The organism is Caulobacter sp. LjRoot300 (genome assembly GCF_964253875.1).
Lineage (GTDB): Bacteria > Pseudomonadota > Alphaproteobacteria > Caulobacterales > Caulobacteraceae > Caulobacter.
On sequence record NZ_CAXUSA020000001.1, the window covers coordinates 1,069,729 to 1,087,723 of the forward strand.

The 17,995-nt window shown below is 68.4% G+C and carries 17 protein-coding genes; 3 read left to right on the forward strand and 14 right to left on the reverse strand.

Annotated features, from left to right (window positions below; all coding sequences use genetic code 11):
• Window positions 1-139: 139 nt before the first annotated feature.
• The 3 genes from ACSQ2G_RS04945 to ACSQ2G_RS04955 all read right to left on the reverse strand — a co-directional run bounded on the left by ACSQ2G_RS04945 (window position 140) and on the right by ACSQ2G_RS04955 (window position 3,027).
• The gene (locus ACSQ2G_RS04945) at window positions 140-1,537 is read right to left on the reverse strand and encodes a M23 family metallopeptidase (RefSeq protein WP_436028760.1); all 1,398 of its coding nucleotides are present in this window, start codon (window positions 1,535-1,537) and stop codon (window positions 140-142) included.
• A gap of 227 nt (window positions 1,538-1,764) precedes the next feature.
• The gene (gene ctrA / locus ACSQ2G_RS04950) at window positions 1,765-2,460 is read right to left on the reverse strand and encodes a response regulator transcription factor CtrA (RefSeq protein ID WP_029914069.1); all 696 of its coding nucleotides are present in this window, start codon (window positions 2,458-2,460) and stop codon (window positions 1,765-1,767) included.
• Between the two features lie 429 nt (window positions 2,461-2,889).
• Window positions 2,890-3,027, reverse strand: coding sequence for a hypothetical protein (locus ACSQ2G_RS04955; RefSeq protein WP_436028762.1), 138 nt, complete (start codon window positions 3,025-3,027; stop codon window positions 2,890-2,892).
• A 142-nt stretch (window positions 3,028-3,169) separates the two neighbouring features.
• Between ACSQ2G_RS04955 and fliI the strand changes: the two genes are divergently transcribed.
• The 3 genes from fliI to ACSQ2G_RS04970 are packed head-to-tail and all read left to right on the forward strand — an operon-like array spanning window position 3,170 to window position 6,076.
• Window positions 3,170-4,507, forward strand: a complete 1,338-nt coding sequence (gene fliI, locus ACSQ2G_RS04960; RefSeq protein WP_436028764.1) for a flagellar protein export ATPase FliI — start codon at window positions 3,170-3,172, stop codon at window positions 4,505-4,507.
• Window positions 4,508-4,521: 14 nt separating this feature from the next.
• Window positions 4,522-4,941: a flagellar export protein FliJ gene (locus ACSQ2G_RS04965; protein WP_436028766.1), complete on the forward strand. Its 420-nt coding sequence runs from the start codon at window positions 4,522-4,524 to the stop codon at window positions 4,939-4,941.
• A complete protein-coding gene (locus ACSQ2G_RS04970) occupies window positions 4,931-6,076 on the forward strand; it encodes an endo-1,4-beta-xylanase (RefSeq protein WP_436028768.1) in 1,146 nt (381 codons plus the stop codon). The genes ACSQ2G_RS04965 and ACSQ2G_RS04970 overlap by 11 nt, the downstream gene beginning before the upstream one ends.
• 146 nt (window positions 6,077-6,222) lie before the next feature.
• On the opposite strand, the gene ACSQ2G_RS04975 is transcribed toward ACSQ2G_RS04970, so the two are convergent.
• From ACSQ2G_RS04975 to flgE, 11 genes are all read right to left on the reverse strand, one after another.
• Entirely contained in the window at window positions 6,223-6,648 is a 426-nt protein-coding gene (locus ACSQ2G_RS04975; RefSeq protein ID WP_436028770.1) for a helix-turn-helix domain-containing protein, read from the reverse strand.
• A gap of 199 nt (window positions 6,649-6,847) precedes the next feature.
• Window positions 6,848-7,231: a DUF4282 domain-containing protein gene (locus ACSQ2G_RS04980; protein WP_310081866.1), complete on the reverse strand. Its 384-nt coding sequence runs from the start codon at window positions 7,229-7,231 to the stop codon at window positions 6,848-6,850.
• 114 nt (window positions 7,232-7,345) lie between these two features.
• Complete coding sequence (locus ACSQ2G_RS04985; RefSeq protein WP_436028772.1) at window positions 7,346-7,918, reverse strand: hypothetical protein; 573 nt, start codon at window positions 7,916-7,918, stop codon at window positions 7,346-7,348.
• 246 nt (window positions 7,919-8,164) lie between these two features.
• Entirely contained in the window at window positions 8,165-10,276 is a 2,112-nt protein-coding gene (gene flhA / locus ACSQ2G_RS04990) for a flagellar biosynthesis protein FlhA (protein ID WP_436028774.1), read from the reverse strand.
• Window positions 10,277-10,409: 133 nt separating this feature from the next.
• On the reverse strand, window positions 10,410-11,774 hold the full coding sequence (flbD, locus tag ACSQ2G_RS04995; protein WP_436028776.1) for a sigma-54-dependent transcriptional regulator FlbD: 1,365 nt from the start codon (window positions 11,772-11,774) through the stop codon (window positions 10,410-10,412).
• 72 nt (window positions 11,775-11,846) lie between these two features.
• Window positions 11,847-12,182 carry a flagellar motor switch protein FliN gene (fliN, locus tag ACSQ2G_RS05000; protein ID WP_028039304.1) on the reverse strand — a complete coding sequence of 112 codons (336 nt, stop codon included), beginning with the start codon at window positions 12,180-12,182 and terminating at the stop codon, window positions 11,847-11,849.
• Window positions 12,183-12,187: 5 nt separating this feature from the next.
• On the reverse strand, window positions 12,188-12,829 hold the full coding sequence (locus ACSQ2G_RS05005) for a flagellar assembly protein FliH (RefSeq protein WP_436028779.1): 642 nt from the start codon (window positions 12,827-12,829) through the stop codon (window positions 12,188-12,190).
• Between the two features lie 12 nt (window positions 12,830-12,841).
• Window positions 12,842-13,858, reverse strand: a complete 1,017-nt coding sequence (fliG, locus tag ACSQ2G_RS05010; RefSeq protein ID WP_018061390.1) for a flagellar motor switch protein FliG — start codon at window positions 13,856-13,858, stop codon at window positions 12,842-12,844.
• A 3-nt stretch (window positions 13,859-13,861) separates the two neighbouring features.
• The gene (gene fliF / locus ACSQ2G_RS05015) at window positions 13,862-15,508 is read right to left on the reverse strand and encodes a flagellar basal-body MS-ring/collar protein FliF (protein ID WP_436028781.1); all 1,647 of its coding nucleotides are present in this window, start codon (window positions 15,506-15,508) and stop codon (window positions 13,862-13,864) included.
• 248 nt (window positions 15,509-15,756) lie between these two features.
• Entirely contained in the window at window positions 15,757-16,038 is a 282-nt protein-coding gene (gene sciP, locus ACSQ2G_RS05020) for a CtrA inhibitor SciP (RefSeq protein WP_007675208.1), read from the reverse strand.
• 169 nt (window positions 16,039-16,207) lie between these two features.
• The gene (gene flgE, locus ACSQ2G_RS05025; protein WP_436028782.1) at window positions 16,208-17,896 is read right to left on the reverse strand and encodes a flagellar hook protein FlgE; all 1,689 of its coding nucleotides are present in this window, start codon (window positions 17,894-17,896) and stop codon (window positions 16,208-16,210) included.
• Between the last annotated feature and the right edge of the window lie 99 nt (window positions 17,897-17,995).

Consider the following 17,995-nt stretch of genomic DNA (forward strand, 5'->3'; position numbering starts at 1 on the left):
ATCCGGGACCACCGCAAGCGCATGCGTTCAGGCCTGGTCCCGGATCTTCGCGCTGCGCGCTCGTCCGGGATGACAACGTTGGCTGGTCATGGGCGATAGCTCTCCTCCCAAGGCCCTCCCAAGGGAGGGAAAGGCGCGCCTACCGCAGCGCCGGGCCCTTGGCCCTGTCCAGGCTGGCCAGGGCCAGCTTCGGCGCGGCGGGATCAACCGCCTCCCCCCCCGCCTGCGCCAGCAGCGTGTCGATATGCGCCCGCTGGGCCTTGAAGCGCGACAGCTCGGCGCCGGCCAGGATCGTGCCCTGGGGCACCTTGGCGCCGATCGGATTGACCCGCTGGCCGTTGAGCCAGACCTCGTAGTGCAGGTGCGGGCCGGTCGCCAGGCCGGTGGCGCCGACATAGGCCACCACCTGGCCCTGGCGCACGTGGACGCCGGGACGGATGCCCGAGGCGTAGCGCGAGATGTGGCCGTAGCCGGTGTCCCACTGGCCCGAATGGCGGATGCGCAGCCAGTTGCCGTAGCCGCTCCAGCGGCGGGCCTCCAGGACCACGCCGTCGCCGGCCGCCAGGATCGGCGTGCCGGTCCCGGCCCCGAAGTCGACGCCCTTGTGGGCGCGGGTATAGCCCAGCACCGGGTGCTTGCGCTGGCCGAAGGTCGAGGTGATGCGGGCCCCGTCGACCGGGGTGCGCAGCAGGAAGCCCTTGATGTTCTTGCCCAGCTCGTCGAAGAACTGCGGCTTGCCGTCATCACCTGAGCGCTCGAAGGCGTAGAACTTCTGGCCCTTGACCTCGGCGTATTCCAGGTCGCCCGCTTCGACCGTGCGGCCGCTCTCGGTGACCTTGCGGTCGAACACCAGGCAGAAGCGGTCGCCTTCCTTGATGTCGCGCGAGAAGTCGATCTTGTGGGCGAACAGCTGGGCCGCCTGGCTGATCACCGCCGGGGTGCCGCCGACGTCGGCGACGCTCTCGTAGAACGACCCCTTCATCTCGCCGCAGGCCACCTTGGTCTCGTCGGTGACCTTTTCCTCCAGCTCGCGCAGCTTCATCGCGCCGTCGAAGGTGCGCGAAACGGTCAGGGTCGAGGACGGGCCGGTGCGCATCGACAGGCCGATCAGCCGGGCCGAGCCCGCCCTCCTTTGACTATTGGGCCCGTTGCGACGCTCGGCGATGGCGGCCTCGAAGGCCATGCCGGCCTTGATGTTGACGGTGTCGATCGCGCCCTGCAGGGCGGCCACCACCTGGCGGGCGTCGTTGGGGGCGATGCCGGTGCGCAGCACGGCGTTTTCCAGGGTCTCGCCGGGACGGACCTGGACGGGGATCGATTCCGGACGCTCGAAGCCCGGCTGGGCCTCGGCGCTGGCGAAGGCGGCGTGCTGCAGGGCGGCCAGGGCGTTGGCGTCGAGCGGGGCGCGGACCACCGCCACCGGCGCGTCCGGCGCGGTCAGCTTCCACCCCAGGCCCAGGGCGACCAGGCCGGCTGCCGCGGTGAGGATCTTGGGGGCCAGACGCATGGTCGGCCGTCTCGGATCGAATTCCTGCATCAAGCCCCCGACTGGTAGCGATGCCGTGTGCGGTTGGAAGACACGGCTGGGAAGCCCCCCAGCAATCGTCGCGCCGGAAAATGACGGATGACGCCATGTTCGAGCAAGGACTATTCGGTGCTTCGGGCGATTTGTCACGGACAGGGTTAAGGCCCTGTTCCCACAAAGGAAAATGCCCGCCTCCGGAGAGGCGGGCGCTCAACTTTCCAGGCTGGTCGCGCCGGCGATTACGCCGCGTTGACCTGCTCGTTCGGGTCGCGCAGCACGTAGCCGCGGCCCCAGACGGTCTCGATGTGGTGCTTGCCCTGGGCCGAGGCCGCCAGCTTCTTGCGCAGCTTGCAGATGAAGACGTCGATGATCTTCAGCTCCGGCTCGTCCATGCCGCCGTACAGGTGGTTGAGGAACATCTCCTTGGTCAGGGTCGTGCCCTTGCGCAGGGAGAGCAGCTCCAGCATCTGGTATTCCTTGCCGGTCAGATGCACGCGGTTGCCGTTCACCTCGACCGTCTTGGCGTCGAGGTTGACGATGATGTCGCCGGTCTTGATCACCGACTGGGCGTGCCCCTTCGAACGACGGACCACCGCGTGGATGCGGGCGATCATCTCGTCCTTGTGGAACGGCTTGGTCATGTAGTCGTCGGCGCCGCCCGAGAAGGTCTTCACCTTCGTATCGATTTCGGCGCTGCCCGACAGGATCATGATCGGCGTGTTCACCTTCGCCACCCGCAGGGTGCGCAGAACATCCAGACCGCTCATGTCCGGCAGATTCAGGTCCAGCAGGATGAGGTCGTAGTCATAGATCTTGCCCAGATCCACGCCCTCTTCGCCAAGATCCGTCGTGTAGACGTTGAAGCCTTCAGACTTCAGCATCAGCTCGATGGTCTGCGCGGTGGCGCTGTCATCCTCGATCAACAGTACGCGCATGCAGCCCTCCCCGCCCTTGGGCGGCATTATTCGACAGCTAGGCGGAATACCGCCGGTGAAACCCGTCCTGCACTCTGCCGGACAGTTAATTTAAGACAGGTTAATGGTGAATGATCTCGCTGGAGAAATGGTTAATCTGATTTGCGAATCGGGTGCAAGCGGTCAGCGACTCATTTGGCGCAAAGGTCGCAGGGGCCTGTGGATGGTCCGTCAAGACGATTCCTTTTGGCCCGAAAGCCCGGAATTGGGGCGCTGTAAAGGGGCCGGGCGCCGTCTTTCGTCCCTGTCGCCACGCCGCGCCGTTCACCAGTAAGGCGAGATTGCGGCGTTCTGTCGCGAGAAGTTTACAGGCTTGGCCGCGCCGCCCAGAGCGCCGCCTTCGGGCTGGCCGTCCGGCGTCCGCGACGTCCCGTCGCGGCGGGCTCCGCGTTATTTTCCGCCGGCGGCTTCCGGCGCCAGCCAACCGGCCTCCCCAAGCCTGGCCACGGAGGCGCGCGAGACCGGCGCGTGGAGGTCGCCGCGCAGGGTCAGGCGCAGGTTGCGACCGTCGGCGACCAGCCATGCCATGGCCCGGATGGGGTCAAGACATAAGGACGCAGACCGCATCCCCAGCCACAATCCTCAAGGGCCGATTAACCATGTCGGTCTACTTCACTCCCCATTAACGCGCGGGGCCCAAAGCTTGGCTCCGAGCTCTCGGGGACCTCACTTGCGCAGCCTGATCGCCGCCGTCGAACGTATCGATCCGCTGACCATCTTCGGTCGCGTCGCCGCCGTGAACGGCCTCCTGATCGAGGCTCGCGGCGGGCTGACCCGGCTCGCCGTCGGCGCCCGGGTCGAGATCGAGCGCCTGGGCCTGCCGGTGCTGCCGGCCGAGGTGGTCGGCTTCCGCGAGACCCGCGCCCTGCTGATGCCGTTCGGCCCCGTCGAGGGCGTGGCCCCCGGCGCGGTGATCAAGATCATGCCCGAGGGCGCCGTGGTCCGCCCGACCAAGGCCTGGCTGGGCCGCATCATCAACGCTTTCGGCGAGCCGATCGACGGGCTGGGACCGCTGCCGCAGGGCGAAGTCCCCTACCCCTTGAAGACCCCGCCGCCGCCGGCCCACGCCCGCGGCCGTGTGGGCGAGCGCATCGACCTGGGCGTACGGTCGCTGAACGTCTTCACCACCACCTGCCGCGGCCAGCGCCTGGGCATCTTCGCCGGTTCGGGCGTGGGCAAGTCCGTCCTGCTATCGATGCTGGCCAAAGAGGCCACCTGCGACGCCGTCGTGGTCGGCCTGATCGGCGAACGCGGCCGCGAGGTCCGCGAGTTCATCGAGGAGACCCTGGGCGAGGAAGGCCTCAAGCGCGCCATCGTCGTGGTCGCCACCTCGGACGAGCCGGCCCTGACCCGCCGCCAGGCCGCCTACATGACCCTGGCGATCAGCGAGTTCCTGCGCGACCAGGACCTGGAAGTCCTCTGCCTGATGGACTCGGTGACCCGCTTCGCCATGGCCCAGCGCGAGATCGGCCTGGCCGCCGGCGAGCCGCCGACCACCAAGGGCTACACCCCCACCGTCTTCACCGAGCTGCCCAAGCTGCTCGAGCGCGCCGGCCCCGGCCCGATCCGTCCCGACGGCACCACCGCCGCCCCGATCACCGCCCTGTTCACCGTGCTGGTCGATGGCGACGACCACAACGAGCCGATCGCCGACGCCACCCGGGGCATCCTGGACGGCCACATCGTCATGGAGCGGGCCATCGCCGAGCGCGGCCGCTTCCCGGCGATCAACGTCCTCAAGTCCATCAGCCGGACCATGCCGGGCTGCCAGACGCTGGAGGAGCGCGAGGTGGTCAAGGCCGCCCGCCAGAGCCTGGCGGCCTATTCGAACATGGAGGAGCTGATCCGCATCGGCGCCTACCGCGCCGGGGCCGATCCGATCATCGACCGCGCCATCCGCCTGAACCCCGCCGTCGAGGCCTTCCTCAGCCAGACCCCGGACGAGGCCACCAGCCTCGACGACAGCTTCGGCTACCTCGCCCACATCCTGCAGAGCGACGCCGCCTAGATGGGAAACCTGGCATGACCAAGTGGGCCGACTCCCTGATCCGCATCTCGAACCACGAGGTCGAGACTCTGCAAAAGCGCCTGGCCGACATCGTCGAGCGCCGCCAGACCGCCGAGATGAAGGTCGCCGCCCTGGACGCGGAGTCCGAGGCCGAGGCCATGCAGGCCCAGGGCGACGTCGAGGCCGGCTGGTACATGATCGGCTTCCGCCAGGGCTCGAAGATCCGCCGCGACCAGGCCTTGCTCGAGATCGACCAGATCCTGATCGAGGAGGCCGGCGCCCGCGACGCCCTGTCCCTGGCCTTCGAGAACCTCAAGAAATACGAGCACGTCGCCGAGGCCGCCAAGGTCGCCAAAGCCAAGCTGGCCGGCAAGCTGGAAACCGCCGCCCTGGACGAACTGGGCCTGCGCCGGATGGTCGTCGGTGGGCGGTAGGCGCGACAGCCTCTATTCGCCGCGTCCGGGGCTGGGGACAGGCGCATGCGCCTGTCCCCGTCCGCCGCCCCTGCCCCGTCTCGGCCGCCGCGCGGTCCTGACCGGGGCCCTGGCCCTGTCGGCCTGCGGCCCTCAGGTCGCCAAGAGCCAGCCCGCCCCCTTGCCGCCGCTGAAGAGCCTGGCGCCGTTCCGGATCGGCAGCTGCGTCCAGGCCCTGCACCTGGACGACCCCGCCCTGGCCGCCCTGCTGGCCCGCGAGGTCAACCAGCTGACGCCCGAGTGGCAGATGAAGATGGAGTACATCGTCCAGCCGGACGGGTCCTTCCGCTTCGACGCCCCCGACCGCATCGCCGCCTTCGCCCGCGCCCACGGCATGGGCCTGCTGGGCCACACCCTGGTCTGGTACGCCCAGGCGCCGGAGGCCTTCGCGCGGCTGGACGAGAACCGCATCGACTTCGCCGACGCCTATCGCAACTACATCCTCGCCGTGGCCGGCCGCTATCGCGGTCAGGTGGTCGGCTGGGACGTGGTCAACGAGGCGGTGGCCGAGGACGGCAACGGCTGGCGCGACAGCTTGTGGGCCCAGCGCCTGGGCGCCTTCGACCACATCGCCCTGGCCTTCCGCACGGCGCGCGAGGCCGAGCCGGACGCCCCGCTGCTGCTGAACGACTACAATCTCGAATACTATCCGCGCAAGCGCGCAACCTTCCTGAACCTGGCCGAACGGCTGCTGGCCTCGGGCGCGCCGCTGACCGGCCTGGGAACCCAGATGCACGTGGCGGCCGACCTCGCCCCGGGCGAGATCACCCGGATGATCCGCGAGCTGGCCGGCCTGGGCCTGCCGATCCACGTGTCCGAGCTGGACGTGTCGCTGACCCGGTCGGAGAACAAGCTGCTGTCGCGCGCCGAGCTGCAGCGCCGCCAGGCGGCCGTCTATGCCGAAGCCGCCGAGGCCTTCATGGCCCTGCCCGAACGCCAGCGCTTCGCCTTCACCGTCTGGGGTCTTCGTGATCGCGATTCGTGGCTGACGGCGGAGAACGCCGCCGACGCCCCGGCCATCTTCGACAACGCCGGCCGGCCCAAGGCCGGCGCCGAGGCCCTCGCGGCGGCGTTCCGGGGGATAGGGGCGACCTAAAAAATGGTTGTCATCCCGGAAGCCTCGCAGAGGCTGTCCGGGATCCAGGGGACTGGGCAAGAGCGGTGCGGTTCACCTGGGTCCCGGCTCTCCGCTTCGCTGCGGCCGGGATGACAACTGTTGGCTCTCTTACTTGGGCTCTGGACCTAACCCGCCGTCCCGCCCGCCGGCTCGTCGTCGCCGTCCGAGCTGAGCGTCCGGGCCAGGGCCAGGATCTGGCGGCGCTGGGCCGGCGGCAGCTGCGGCACCAGCGAGGCCAGCTCCACGCCCTCCTCCGTGGCCATGAACCGGCGCACGGCCTGAATCCGCTGGTCGCCGGCCCCGACGCCGTCGGCCTCGGGCGGCATGCCCTCGAAGAACCAGGCCACCGAGGTCTGCAGCGTCACGGCCATGCCGTAGAGCTTGGACGCGCTGACGCGGTTGGTCCCGCGCTCGTACTTCTGCAGTTGCTGGAAGGTGATGCCCACGCTGTCGGCCAGTTGCGTCTGGCTCAGGCCCATGGATTTGCGGCGCATCCGGATGCGCGCGCCCACATGGATATCGACGAGGTGAGGTTCTTGATCGGCGGCCAAAATGCGTCTCCGGCTGGAGGCTCGACAGGCCTCCTGCCGCTTAGACGCCGGGGATCGACCCCGCCCTCAAGCTTTGTGACGTATTTTCGTCGACCGCGTTATTCGGTCGCAGGGGTGAGGGTTCAGGCGATCGGGCCTTGGACTTTTGTTTTCGCATCGCTCTTGCGGAAAACCGGCGTCCACTTTTCCGCGCGATGCTCTAGCCCTGAACCGGCGGCCGGGTGACGGTCGCCACCGCGTGGTCGGCGTCGCTGGCCTGGCGCAGGGCGCGCAGGTCTTCGCTGATCCGGAAGATGGCGACGTAGAACTCGCAGAAGGCGCGCCACAGCAGCACCATGGCGGCTGCGACCAGCAGGCCGGCGATCAGCACCGGGAAGGCCAGCAGCAGCGACTGCAGGCCGGGCTCCTTCAGCGCCAGGCCGACGGCGGCGCCGACGACGGAGAAGGCGAACAGGGCCACCACGCCCAGGCCGGCCCAGTAGATCAGGTGAATCACCGGCCCGGTGACGAGGCGGTCGAACGTCAGCAGGTCCCAGAACAGGCCATTGGAGCCACGCGCCTTGGAATTTCTGGCCGGAGCCATCCGACACCCCTCATGTCAGCGGGAGCTCCGCCGGGTACTGGCCCATCGCTAGCAGCGCGAAGCCCGCTCGGCAATGCCGAGCGGGCTCCTGGTCGTTCCGATGAGGCCGGATGGTTATTGCGGCTTGGCGCCGGCCAGGGTGGCGTCGATCTGCGCCTTGGTGGCCGTGGTCTGCAGGCCGCCGGTGGTGGCGGCGCTGAAGCTGGCCTTGGGCAGGGCGAACTTCTTGTCGCCGCTGGTCACGACGACATTGGTCGAGCCGTCGGCGCCGGCCGTGGTGCCGGCGATGGTGCCGACCACCGCGCCCGAGGGATCCTTGACCTCGGAGCCGACCTTCAGGTCCAGGGCGACATTGGCCGAGGACGGCGTGCCCGCCGCGTCGGCGTCAGCCGCCGTCGTGCCGGCCGTGCCCGCGGTGCCGGTCGCGCCGGTCGAGGCCGCCGCGCCCGTGGCCGGGCTGGCCGGCGTGGCCGGAGACGCCTGCTCGCCGGTCGACGGCGAGGCGGGCGTGGCCGGAGTGGCCGAGGTCGTGCCAGACGGGGTGGTCTGGGCCGACGGCATGGTCTGGCCGGACGGCGTCGTGGCGCCGGTGGCCGGTGTCGAGGAGGACCCCGTCGTCTGGGCGAAAGCGGCGCCGGCCAGCGAAAGAGTCGCGGCGGCGGCGAACATGGCGATCTTGGTTTTCATCAGTAGCGCTCCGTCGTGAAGGCCCCCGCCTTGCCAAACCGAACGCGACCTATCGGCAACGGTTCCGAAATAGTCCGTAACAAGGCGTGACCATTTCAGGGCGCTTCCGGGCTTTTTCCGGGCGGAAGGCCTCATGGTCGGGACGCGTCGCCAGCCGGGGACATGCACTTGTGCGTGTCCCCTTCCTCATTCCTGACGGCTTGGGGAGCGTCACTGGGGACACGCACAAGTGCATGTCCCCGGCTGCTAGACCATCCCCACGGTGCGCAGGCGGGCGCGGGGATGGATTTCGTTCTGGCTCATCACCACGGTCTGACCGCGGAAGCGCTCGATGATCGAGCGGACATAGGGCCGCACGCCGGGGCTGGTCAGCAGCACGGCGCTGTCCCCGGACATCGCCGCCTGGTCGAAGGCGTCGCGCACGCCGCGGATGAAGTCCTGCAGGCGCGAGGGCGCCAGGGCCAGCTGCTTGTCCTCGCCCGGCCCGACCAGGGCCTCGGCGAAGGCCTGCTCCCACTCGGCCGACAGGGTGATGATCGGCAGGGCGCCGTCGTCGCCGCGGTTGGCCCAGCACAGCTGGCGGCCGAGGCGGGCGCGGACCTGCTCGACCAGCTGGATGACCGAGGCGGTGTGCGGCGCGGCCTCGCCGATGCCTTCCAGGATCTGCGGCAGGTCGCGGATCGATACGCGCTCCTTCAGCAGGGCCTGCAGCACGCGCTGGATGGTGGTGGCGCTGACCACCGAGGGGATCAGGTCGTCGACCAGCTTCTTCTGGCCCTCGGGCAGGTCCTTCAGCAGCTTCTGCACCTCGGCGTAGGAGAGCAGGTCGGCCATGTTCTCCTTGAGGATCTCGGTCAGGTGCGTGGTCAGCACGGTGGCCGGATCGACGATGGTGTAGCCGCGGAAGGTGGCCTCCTCGCGCATGGCCTCCTCCACCCAGGTGGCGGGCAGGCCGAAGGCGGGTTCGCGCACGTGCTCGCCCGGCAGCTCGACCTGGCCGCCGCGCGGGTCCATGGCCATCAGGCAGCCCAGGCGCACCTCGCCGGCCCCGGCCTCCATCTCCTTGATGCGGATGGCGTAGCCCTGGTTGGCCAGGCGCATGTTGTCCAGGATGCGGACCGGCGGCATCACGAAGCCGAACTCGGTGGCCAGGGTCTTGCGCAGGGCGCGGATCTGGTCGGTCAGCTTGCGGCCGTCCAGGTCGTTGATCAGGGTCAGCAGGCCGTAGCCCAGCTCGATCTTGACGTCGTCGATGGCCAGGGAGGCGCTGATCGGCTCCTCTTCCGGCTCGGCGGACGCTTCGGCCAGGGCGGCCAGGGCGGCGGCGTCCAGCGGCTGCGGCTCCTTGGCCTTCTGGGCGCGACGATAGGCCAGGTAGCCCGAGCCCACCGCCAGGGCGGCGAACGGGATGATCGGCATGCCCGGGATCAGGGCGATGACCCCGGCCGAGGCCGAGACCATGCCCAGGGCGACGGGGTTCATGGCCAGCTGAGTGGTCAGGGCCTTGTTGGCGCTGCCCTCGACGCCGGCCTTGGACACCACCATGCCCGCGGCGATCGAGATGATCAGGGCCGGGATCTGGCTGACCAAGCCGTCGCCGATGGTCATCAGGGTGTAGGAGGCCGAGGCCTCGCCGATCGGCATCTTGTGCTGGACGACCCCGATCAGGATGCCGCCGACGATGTTGATGGCGGTGATGATCAGGCCGGCGACGGCGTCGCCCTTCACGAACTTTGACGCCCCGTCCATGGCCCCGAAGAAGGTCGATTCCTGCTCCAGGTCCTTGCGGCGCTGCTTGGCGGTGTCCTGGTCGATCAGGCCGGTCGACAGGTCGGCGTCGATGGCCATCTGCTTGCCGGGCATGGCGTCCAGGGTGAAGCGGGCCGCCACTTCGGCGATCCGGCCCGAGCCCTTGGTGACGACCATGAAGTTCACCACCACCAGGATGATAAAGACGATCACCCCGATGACGAAGTTGCCCTGCATCATCAGGTTGCCGAAGGCGGCAATCACCGCGCCGGCCCCGTGCGAGCCTTCCTGGCCGTGGCCGAGGATCAGGCGCGTGGAGGCCACGTTCAGGCCCAGCCGATAGAGGGTGGCGACCAGCAGGACGGTCGGGAACGAGGTGAATTCCAGCGGCTTCTTGATCAGCACCGCGGTCATCAGGATCAGCACGGCGCCGGTCAGCGAGATGGCCAGCAGCAGGTCCAGCATCATCGCCGGCACCGGGATGATCAGCAGGACGATGATGCCCACGACGCCCAGGGCCAGTCCCATTTCGCCGCGCAGGATCCCCTCCCACAGCGACTTGGCGCTGGGGATCGACGTGGCGGCCTTGGGGACGGCGGCGTCAGCCATTCAAGTCTTCGATCCTGTTGCCCAGCTTTGGCGAGTGGAGCGATTTGCGCGAAGTCGCCAGGGGTCTTAATCGAAATTAGCTATGTTGGGCGCCGGACCGATGGTCGCGGCGCCCGAACGGGGTTCACGGTCCTCAGGCGGCGGCCACCCCGCCCTGCGGCGGCGGCACCGACACGCCGGCGTCGGAATATTCCTTCAGCTTGTTGCGCAGGGTGCGGATCGAGATCCCCAGGATGTTGGCCGCGTGGGTGCGGTTGCCCAGGCAGTGCTCCAGGGTCTCGATGATCAGGTGCTGCTCGACCTCGGCCACGGTCGAGCCGACGAAGGTGCGCGACACGGCGTCGGCGGCCATCTGGGCGCCGCGAGCCACCGCGACGTCCGGGGCGGGGGACAGGGGCTGGCCGTCGGGCAGACGGATGGCGAACTCCTCGATCTCCGCGCCCGGCGACAGCAGCACCGCGCGGTGCATGGCGTTCTCCAGCTCGCGGACGTTGCCCGGCCAGCGGTGGGCGATCAGCCGGCGCTTGGCCTCGGCCGAGATCGGCTTTTCGGCGACGCCGTTGGCGGCCGAGTACTTCTTCACGAAGTGCTCGCACAGGGTGATCACGTCGCCCGGGCGCTCGCGCAGCGGCGGCAGGCGCAGGTTGACGACGTTCAGGCGGTAGAGCAGATCCTCGCGGAACGTGCCGTCCTTCACCGCCGCGGCCAGGTCGCGGTTGGAGGTGGCCAGGATGCGGATGTCGACCTTGACCGGCTTGGAGCCGCCGACCCGGTCGATCTCGCGTTCCTGGATGGCGCGCAGCAGCTTGGCCTGCAGGCGGGCGTCCATCTCGCTGATTTCGTCCAGCAGCAGGGTGCCGCCGTTGGCTTCCTCGAACTTGCCGACCCGGCGGGCCACGGCGCCGGTGAAGGCGCCCTTCTCGTGGCCGAACAGCTCGCTTTCCAGCAGGTTCTCGGGGATGGCGGCGCAGTTGACGCTGATGAACGGCGCCTTGGCCCGGCGCGACTTGGCGTGGACGTAGCGGGCCATGACCTCCTTGCCCGAGCCGCTTTCGCCGGTGATCAGGATCGAGGCCTCGGACGGCGCCACCTGGTCGGCCAGGCGGATGACGCCTTCCATGGCCGGATCGCGGACGATCATCGGGCGGTTGTCGTCGGTGACGGCGGCCAGGACCGCGGCGATCAGCTCGGCGTCCGGCGGCAGCGGGATGAATTCCTTGGCCCCGGCCTTGATCGCCGCGGCGGCCCGCATCGGGTCGGCGTCGACGCCACAGGCCACCACCGGCACCCGGATCCGCTCGGACTCGTTGGCTGCGATCAGGCCGGCGATGTCGAGCGTGTACTCGACCATCAGCAGGTCGGCCCCCTGCCCGGCCCGCAGCGCGTGGGTCGCCGCTTCCGTGGTCTCCACGTGCGAGACCTTGGCCCCGGTGTTCATCGCCATCTTCACGGCGACCGAGAGCTGTCCGTTCAGTTTTCCGACGACCAGGAGGCGCATCGTTTTCTCTCCGTTGGGGCCTTCGTGCCCCGGCAGTTCAACTGTTTAAGCGGTGCTCGGCGGCGCCAGGCGTCAGCCGGCGGCGTCGCCGTCCTTGATGATTTCCGTCATGGTCACGCCCAGGCGCTCGTCGACGACGACGACCTCGCCACGGGCCACCAGGCGGTTGTTCACATAGATGTCGATCGCCTCGCCGACCTTGCGGTCCAGTTCGAGGATGCTGCCGGCCTGCAGCTGCAGCAGCTGCGCCACCGACATGTGGGCGCGGCCCAGCACGGCCGAGATGTTGACCGGCACGTCGAAGACCGGCGCCAGGTCGGACGCGATCTTGTCGCTGAGTTCGACCGGCATTTCGGAGGCCAGCATGCTGCCGCCGAATTCGTCGAGGGTGAGGTTGTCTTCAGACATGGCGGTCAGCCTTCGCTAGGCGCAAGAGGTTCGGCGTGGAGACCCTCGGCCGCGATGGCGGCTTCGAGGGCTTGGGTGACGCGGGCGGCCGCGTCGGCGGGATCGAAGGCCGCGCGCCCGTCGCCCCAGTCGAGGAGGAAGGCGGCGGGCGGCACGGCGTCGGCCCGGGCGATGATCTGGCCGGGGAAGCCGATGGCCTGGGCGGTCTGCTCCAGGGCGGCCTGGGTGCGCTCGACCAGATGCGGGGCGACGCGGACGGTCAGCTTGGGGCTGGCCTCCACCTCGCGGGCCAGGGCGACCAGGGCCGCCTGGGTCGGGGCCTCGGGGAACTGGTCCAGGGCGGCGTCGGCGATAGCCCGGCCGCAGGCCAGGGCCAGCATCGCCGAGCCCTCGCGGTGCTCGTGGGCGACGGCGGCCAGGGTCGAGAAGGCGCTGTGGATCGCCTGGCCGACGGTATTGAGGGCCAGGGCGGCCTCGCGCTCGGCCTGGGCGACGGCCGACTGCTCGCCGGCGGCATAGGCCTGGGCCTTGGCCTCTTCCAGCTCTTCCAGCGTGAAGTTCTTCTTCACCCGCGGCGGCGCGGTCATGCCGCCGTGGTCGTCGAACACGGTGTCGAAGGTGAAGCGCTTGTGGGCGATGTCGGTCATTCAGCCATCCCCCTAGTAGATCAGTTCGTCTTCGGCGCCGGCGCCGGCCAGCATGATCTCGCCCTTGGCGGCCAGGTCCTTGGCGACCTGCACCATGGCGACCTGGGCCTGGTCGACGTCCTTCAGGCGGACCGGGCCCATGCTTTCCATGTCCTCGCGCATGATCTTCGAGGCGCGCTCCGACATGTTCGAGAAGAACATTTCGCGCAGCTTGTCCGAGGCGCCCTTCAGGGCCAGGGCCAGCTGTTCCTTGCCGGTGGCGCGCAGCAGGGTCTGGACGCCGCCCGGGTCGAGCTTGCTGAGATCCTCGAACACGAACATCAGGGCGCGGATGCGCTCGGCGGCCTCGCGGTTGCGCTCTTCCAGCGCCGCGATGAACCGGGCCTCGGTCTGGCGGTCGAAGTTGTTGAAGATCTCGGCCATCATCTCGTGGCTGTCGCGCTTGGAGGTGCGCGCCAGGTTCGACATGAATTCGGTGCGCAGGGTCTGCTCGATCTTGTCGAGGATCTCGCGCTGCACCGGCTCCATCCGCAGCATGCGGGTGACGCATTCCAGGGCGAAGTCCTCCGGCAGCGAGGCCAGCACGCGCGCGGCGTGGTCGGACTTCACCTTCGACAGCACCACCGCGACGGTCTGCGGATATTCGTTCTTCAGATAGTTGGCGAGCACCGCCTCGTTCACGTTGCCCAGCTTGTCCCACATGGTTCGACCCGCGGGACCGCGGATCTCCTCCATCAGCTGGTCGACCTTCTCCGGCGGCATGAAGGCCGACAGTAGGCGCTGGGTCTGCTCGTAGGAGCCCATGATCGCGCCGGTCGAGCTCATGCCCGAGACGAACTCGACCAGCAGCTCTTCCACCACCGAGGCCGAGACCGTGCCCAGGCCGGCCATGGCCTGGGAGACTTCCTTGATTTCCTCGTCGTCCAGGGCTTCCCAGATCGCGGTGTGCTCTTCGCCGAGGGCGAGCAGCACGATCGCGGCCTTCTCGGGACCGGCCAGCTTCTTGACGTCGTTGACGGAGGTCTTCATCGCCTACTCCGACTCGTGCAGCCAGGAGCGGAGGATCGCGACGGACTCGTCGGGGTGCTTGTCGACGAACTCCGAGACCCGCTTGATCGACGAGGCCTTCACCTGGCCTTCGATCTTGGCGATGTCGATGCGCTGGTCCATGTCGCCGGGACCGGCGATGGCGATGGGCTCGCCCGTCTGGTCGACGATCACTTCCTGGGTCGAGCCGTCCGACAGGGTGACCATGCGGGTCACCTGCGGGCCGTTCAGGGCCAGGCCCAGCGGGGTCGGCGGCGGGCTCATCAGGCTCTTCAGGAACGGACGGACCGCGAACAGCAGGATCAGCAGGGCCACGACCGCCAGCACGGCCAGTTCGGCGATGCGCATCAGGTCGTTCTTGTCCATGCCGTCCATCAGGCCGGCCTTGCCCAGGCCCTGGTCCTCGGGCTGCGGGAAGCGGACATTGACGACCGAGACCTGGTCGCCGCGGGCCTGGTCGAAGCCGACGGCGGTCTTCACCAGTTGCTCCAGCTGGGCCATCTCGGCGGCGGTGCGGGGGGTGTAGGCGCCCGGCTTGCCGTCCTTGCCCGGAGGGGCGGTGATGCCGTCGACCGCCACGGCGATGGCCACCTTGCGGACCGCGCCCGGCTCCTGGACCGTGGTCCTGGTGCTTTCCGAGATCTCGTAGTTGGTGACGCTCTCGTTGCTGTCCTGCTTGGAGCCCAGCGGCTGGAAGCCGTTCGGGGTCTGGCCCGGGATGTTCTGGGTCGAGGTGACGCCGCCGGTGTCGTCGTTCTTGGTCTCGCTGGAATTGTTGGCGTTGGTGCTTTCCGAGCGGATGACCTGGCCGTCCGGGTCGAACTTGCGCTCCTGGGTGGTGACGCGGTTCAGGTCGAGGTCGGCGGTGACGTTGACGCGCGCCTTGCCCGGGCCGAGCACGCCGTCGATCATGTCCTTGACCGTCTTGGCGATGCGGCCCTCGGCCTCGCTCTTGGCGTCCTGGGCCAGCTTGCCGGCCAGGCTCTCGTCGTTGCCGGCCGACAGGGTCTTGCCGTGCTGGTCGATGACGTTGACGGCGTCCGGCTTCATGCCGGCGACCGAACCGGCCACCAGGTTCTGGACGGCGCGGACCATGTCGGCCGACGGCTCGCGGCCGGTGCTGATGGTGACGGCGGCGGTCGGCTTCTCGGCGTCTTCCTCGAACAGCTGGCGCTTGGGGATCACCAGGTGGACGCGGGCGGCGCGCACGCCGTCCCAGCCCTGGATGGTGCGCTCCAGCTCGCCCTGCAGGGCGCGCTGGCGGTTCAGCTGCTGGACGAAGTCGGTCTGGCCCAGCGCGTTGCCGGTGTCGAAGATCTCGTAGCCGACCGATCCGGAGGTCACCAGGCCCTTGGTGAAGATCAGCTGTCGGGCGGCGTTGACCTTGTCGCGGGCGACATAGATCGTCGAACCGTCGCTCTTGGTCTCGTACTTGATGCCGGCGGTGTCGAGCGCCTGGGTGGCGGCGGCGGATTCCTTGGGGTCGACATTGGACAGCAGCAGCTCGTTGGGCTGCTTGCTCATCATCATCATCACGGCGGCGATCACGGCGATGGCGCCGACGACGACGCCGATCAGGGCGGCCAGCCGGCCGACGCCGAACCTTTGAATCGCGCTGAGGAACTTATCCAACCTACGCCCTACCCCTGAACGGCGCTCCCGAAGGGAACGCCAGCCGCCGCGCGCCGGAGCACGCCGTCGCTAGGCAGGATTTACCCAGTGCAAGGTAAACGGGTCGTTTACAAAGGCCCCCTCCAAGGGGGACTCGGGGGCGCCAAAAGGTCGCGGCCGCGCCCCTGGGGGGCGCGGCCGCTGAACTGTTCGACAGGGTCGCCAAGGGGCCGAAACCCCTGTACGCCTTGGACTTCCGAGCCCGCCGACTAGCGGTACTGCTGAAGGCGCGTGGTCCGCAGACCCGCCAGGCCGTGACGGTCGATCGATTGTTGCCAGGCGAGGAACTCCTCGTTGGTCAACTTGTACCGATCGCACGCCTCGTCGAGCGAGAGGAGACCACCGCGAACGGCGGCCACCACTTCGGCCTTGCGCCGGATCACCCAACGCTGGGTTTCCGGAGGCGGCAAGTCGGAGAGAGTCAGCGGCGCGCCGGTCGGACCGATCACGTACTTCTCACCCCGGCTGTTCGTGCGCTGCTGCTGCAACATGGCTTTACGCCTTTCCCACAACCATCACTGTTGGAGAGGAATATAGACGCCGGGAAATAACAGGCGCTTAATTCCAATAGTAAAGAAAGGCTGAAACACGATACCTTCCCCTTACTCCCGTGATGTATCAATGTGACACAGGGCAATTAAGGTCAGTTAAGACCTGTAATTACCGTTTAATGCTCAGAAGCTCTTCTAGCATCTGGTCAGCGGTGGTGATGATCTTCGACGAAGCCGAATAGGCTCTCTGTGTCGTGATCAGCCCGGTGAACTCCGTCGACAAGTCGACGGTCGAAGCTTCCAGCGTGGACGGAGCAATCGAGCCCGCGCCGCCGCCACCTGGAGTCTTCAAGCTATAGGTGCCGCTTTCGTTGGTGACGCGATATGCATTTCCGTTCACCCCCTTCAATCCGTTGGGGTTCGAGAACGTGGCGATCGCAACCTGTGCGATGCGGCGGGTCACGCCGTTGTCGAAGATCGCCGAGACATAGCCCTGGTCGTCGACCTCGATGTTGGTCAGGTTGCCGAAGGCCGTGCCGTTGGTGTTGACCGACTGGACCACCGACTGGCTGTTGAACTGGGTCAGACCGCCGGCCGCGCTGGCCAGATCGACCTGCAGGGTCTGGGCGTCGATGCCCAGGCCGTCGGCCCAGCGCGGCGCCGTGCCGGTCGCCAGCGGGTCGGACGCGCCGATGCTGATCGCGGTCGGGGTGATCCCGCCGAACAGGTTGCCGACCGAGGCCAGCTTGCCGTCGGTGGTGAAGGTCACCTTGCCGCTGGCGATCTGACCGTTGGTGTTGTTGTCCAGGTCGCCCGGCTTGGCGCGCAGTTCGGCGAACCATTCGTTCGGACCCGGGCCCTTCAGCAGCGACAGGGTGACCGTGCGCTGACCGCCCTTGGAGTCCGAGACCGGGATCTGGATCTCGAAGTCCGGCTTGACGCCCGTGGTGTTGTCCTCGGCGTAGTCCGACATCGAGCGGGTCGCCGGGTCGTAGGCGCCGCTGGAGACGGCCTGGGCCTTGGTGTCCAGACCCAGGGCCGAGAGGTTCACGGTGTGGGCGCCGTCGGTGACGGTGGTGGTGCTGGGCGGACCCGCCGAGCCGGTGGGCAGGTAGCCGGTCAGCGCGCCGGTGGCCGGGTTGTAGGTAGCCACGCCCGTGGAGAACACCGCGCCGGCGCGGCTGATCGAAACGGCGTATTCGTTGCCGTTGCCCGTCGGGCTGTACGAGACCTTGTAGTCCACGGCCGGCGACGAGACCGGCGCTTCGACCACGGCGGTTTTGGTGACGGTGGCGTTGGCCGCGGCCGACACGGGCTGTTCCGAGCGCAGGTTGGCGTTGACGCCGACGCGGGTGGTCTTCTCGGCGGTGCCGCCCACGGTGCCGACGTTGATCGACGACAGCTGGGTCAGGTCCGACGGGTCGGGCGTGATGGTGCCGGTCACCGGGTCGGCCAGCCAGCCCTGCAGATAGAGGCCGGCGTCGTTCTTCAGATAGCCCAGGTTGTCGAGCTGGAACGAGCCGGCGCGGGTGAACGAGCGGGTGTCGGTGGCGGTCAGGCCTTCCGGCTTCTCGGTGCCGACGAAGAAGCCCGAGCCGGCGATCGACAGGTCCAGGTTCGAGGTCGTGGCCTGGGTCAGGCCCTGCTGGCTGACGAACTGGTGGGTCTGGGCCTTGACGCCGCCGGCGCTGTAGGTGGCGTTCTTGCTCTGGGCTGTGACCAGGGTCGAGAAGTTGGCCGAGCTGCGCTTGTAGCCGACCGTGTTGACGTTGGCGATGTTGTCCGAAATCGCGGCCAGGGCCGACGAGTTGGAGATCAGGCCGGAAACCCCGGCCAGCATGGCGCTGTTGATGCTCATGACTGCGATCCTGCGATGAAGTTCAAAAACGGATGGGTTCGAGGTTCAGCGCGGTTTGCGTTTGGGTCTCGGGATCCGGCGAGGCGCCGGGGGGAGACC

Excerpts from the sequence above, each read along its gene's own strand:
- ACSQ2G_RS04945 (WP_436028760.1), bottom strand. The coding sequence starts at position 1,537 with ATGCAGGAATTCGATCCGAGACGGCCGACCATGCGTCTGGCCCCCAAG.
- ctrA (WP_029914069.1), bottom strand. The coding sequence starts at position 2,460 with ATGCGCGTACTGTTGATCGAGGATGACAGCGCCACCGCGCAGACCATC.
- ACSQ2G_RS04955 (WP_436028762.1), bottom strand. The coding sequence starts at position 3,027 with ATGGCATGGCTGGTCGCCGACGGTCGCAACCTGCGCCTGACCCTGCGC.
- ACSQ2G_RS04965 (WP_436028766.1), top strand. The coding sequence starts at position 4,522 with ATGACCAAGTGGGCCGACTCCCTGATCCGCATCTCGAACCACGAGGTC.
- ACSQ2G_RS04980 (WP_310081866.1), bottom strand. The coding sequence starts at position 7,231 with ATGGCTCCGGCCAGAAATTCCAAGGCGCGTGGCTCCAATGGCCTGTTC.
- ACSQ2G_RS04985 (WP_436028772.1), bottom strand. The coding sequence starts at position 7,918 with ATGAAAACCAAGATCGCCATGTTCGCCGCCGCCGCGACTCTTTCGCTG.
- flhA (WP_436028774.1), bottom strand. The coding sequence starts at position 10,276 with ATGGCTGACGCCGCCGTCCCCAAGGCCGCCACGTCGATCCCCAGCGCC.
- flbD (WP_436028776.1), bottom strand. The coding sequence starts at position 11,774 with ATGCGCCTCCTGGTCGTCGGAAAACTGAACGGACAGCTCTCGGTCGCC.
- fliN (WP_028039304.1), bottom strand. The coding sequence starts at position 12,182 with ATGTCTGAAGACAACCTCACCCTCGACGAATTCGGCGGCAGCATGCTG.
- ACSQ2G_RS05005 (WP_436028779.1), bottom strand. The coding sequence starts at position 12,829 with ATGACCGACATCGCCCACAAGCGCTTCACCTTCGACACCGTGTTCGAC.
- fliG (WP_018061390.1), bottom strand. The coding sequence starts at position 13,858 with ATGAAGACCTCCGTCAACGACGTCAAGAAGCTGGCCGGTCCCGAGAAG.
- sciP (WP_007675208.1), bottom strand. The coding sequence starts at position 16,038 with ATGTTGCAGCAGCAGCGCACGAACAGCCGGGGTGAGAAGTACGTGATC.
- flgE (WP_436028782.1), bottom strand. The coding sequence starts at position 17,896 with ATGAGCATCAACAGCGCCATGCTGGCCGGGGTTTCCGGCCTGATCTCC.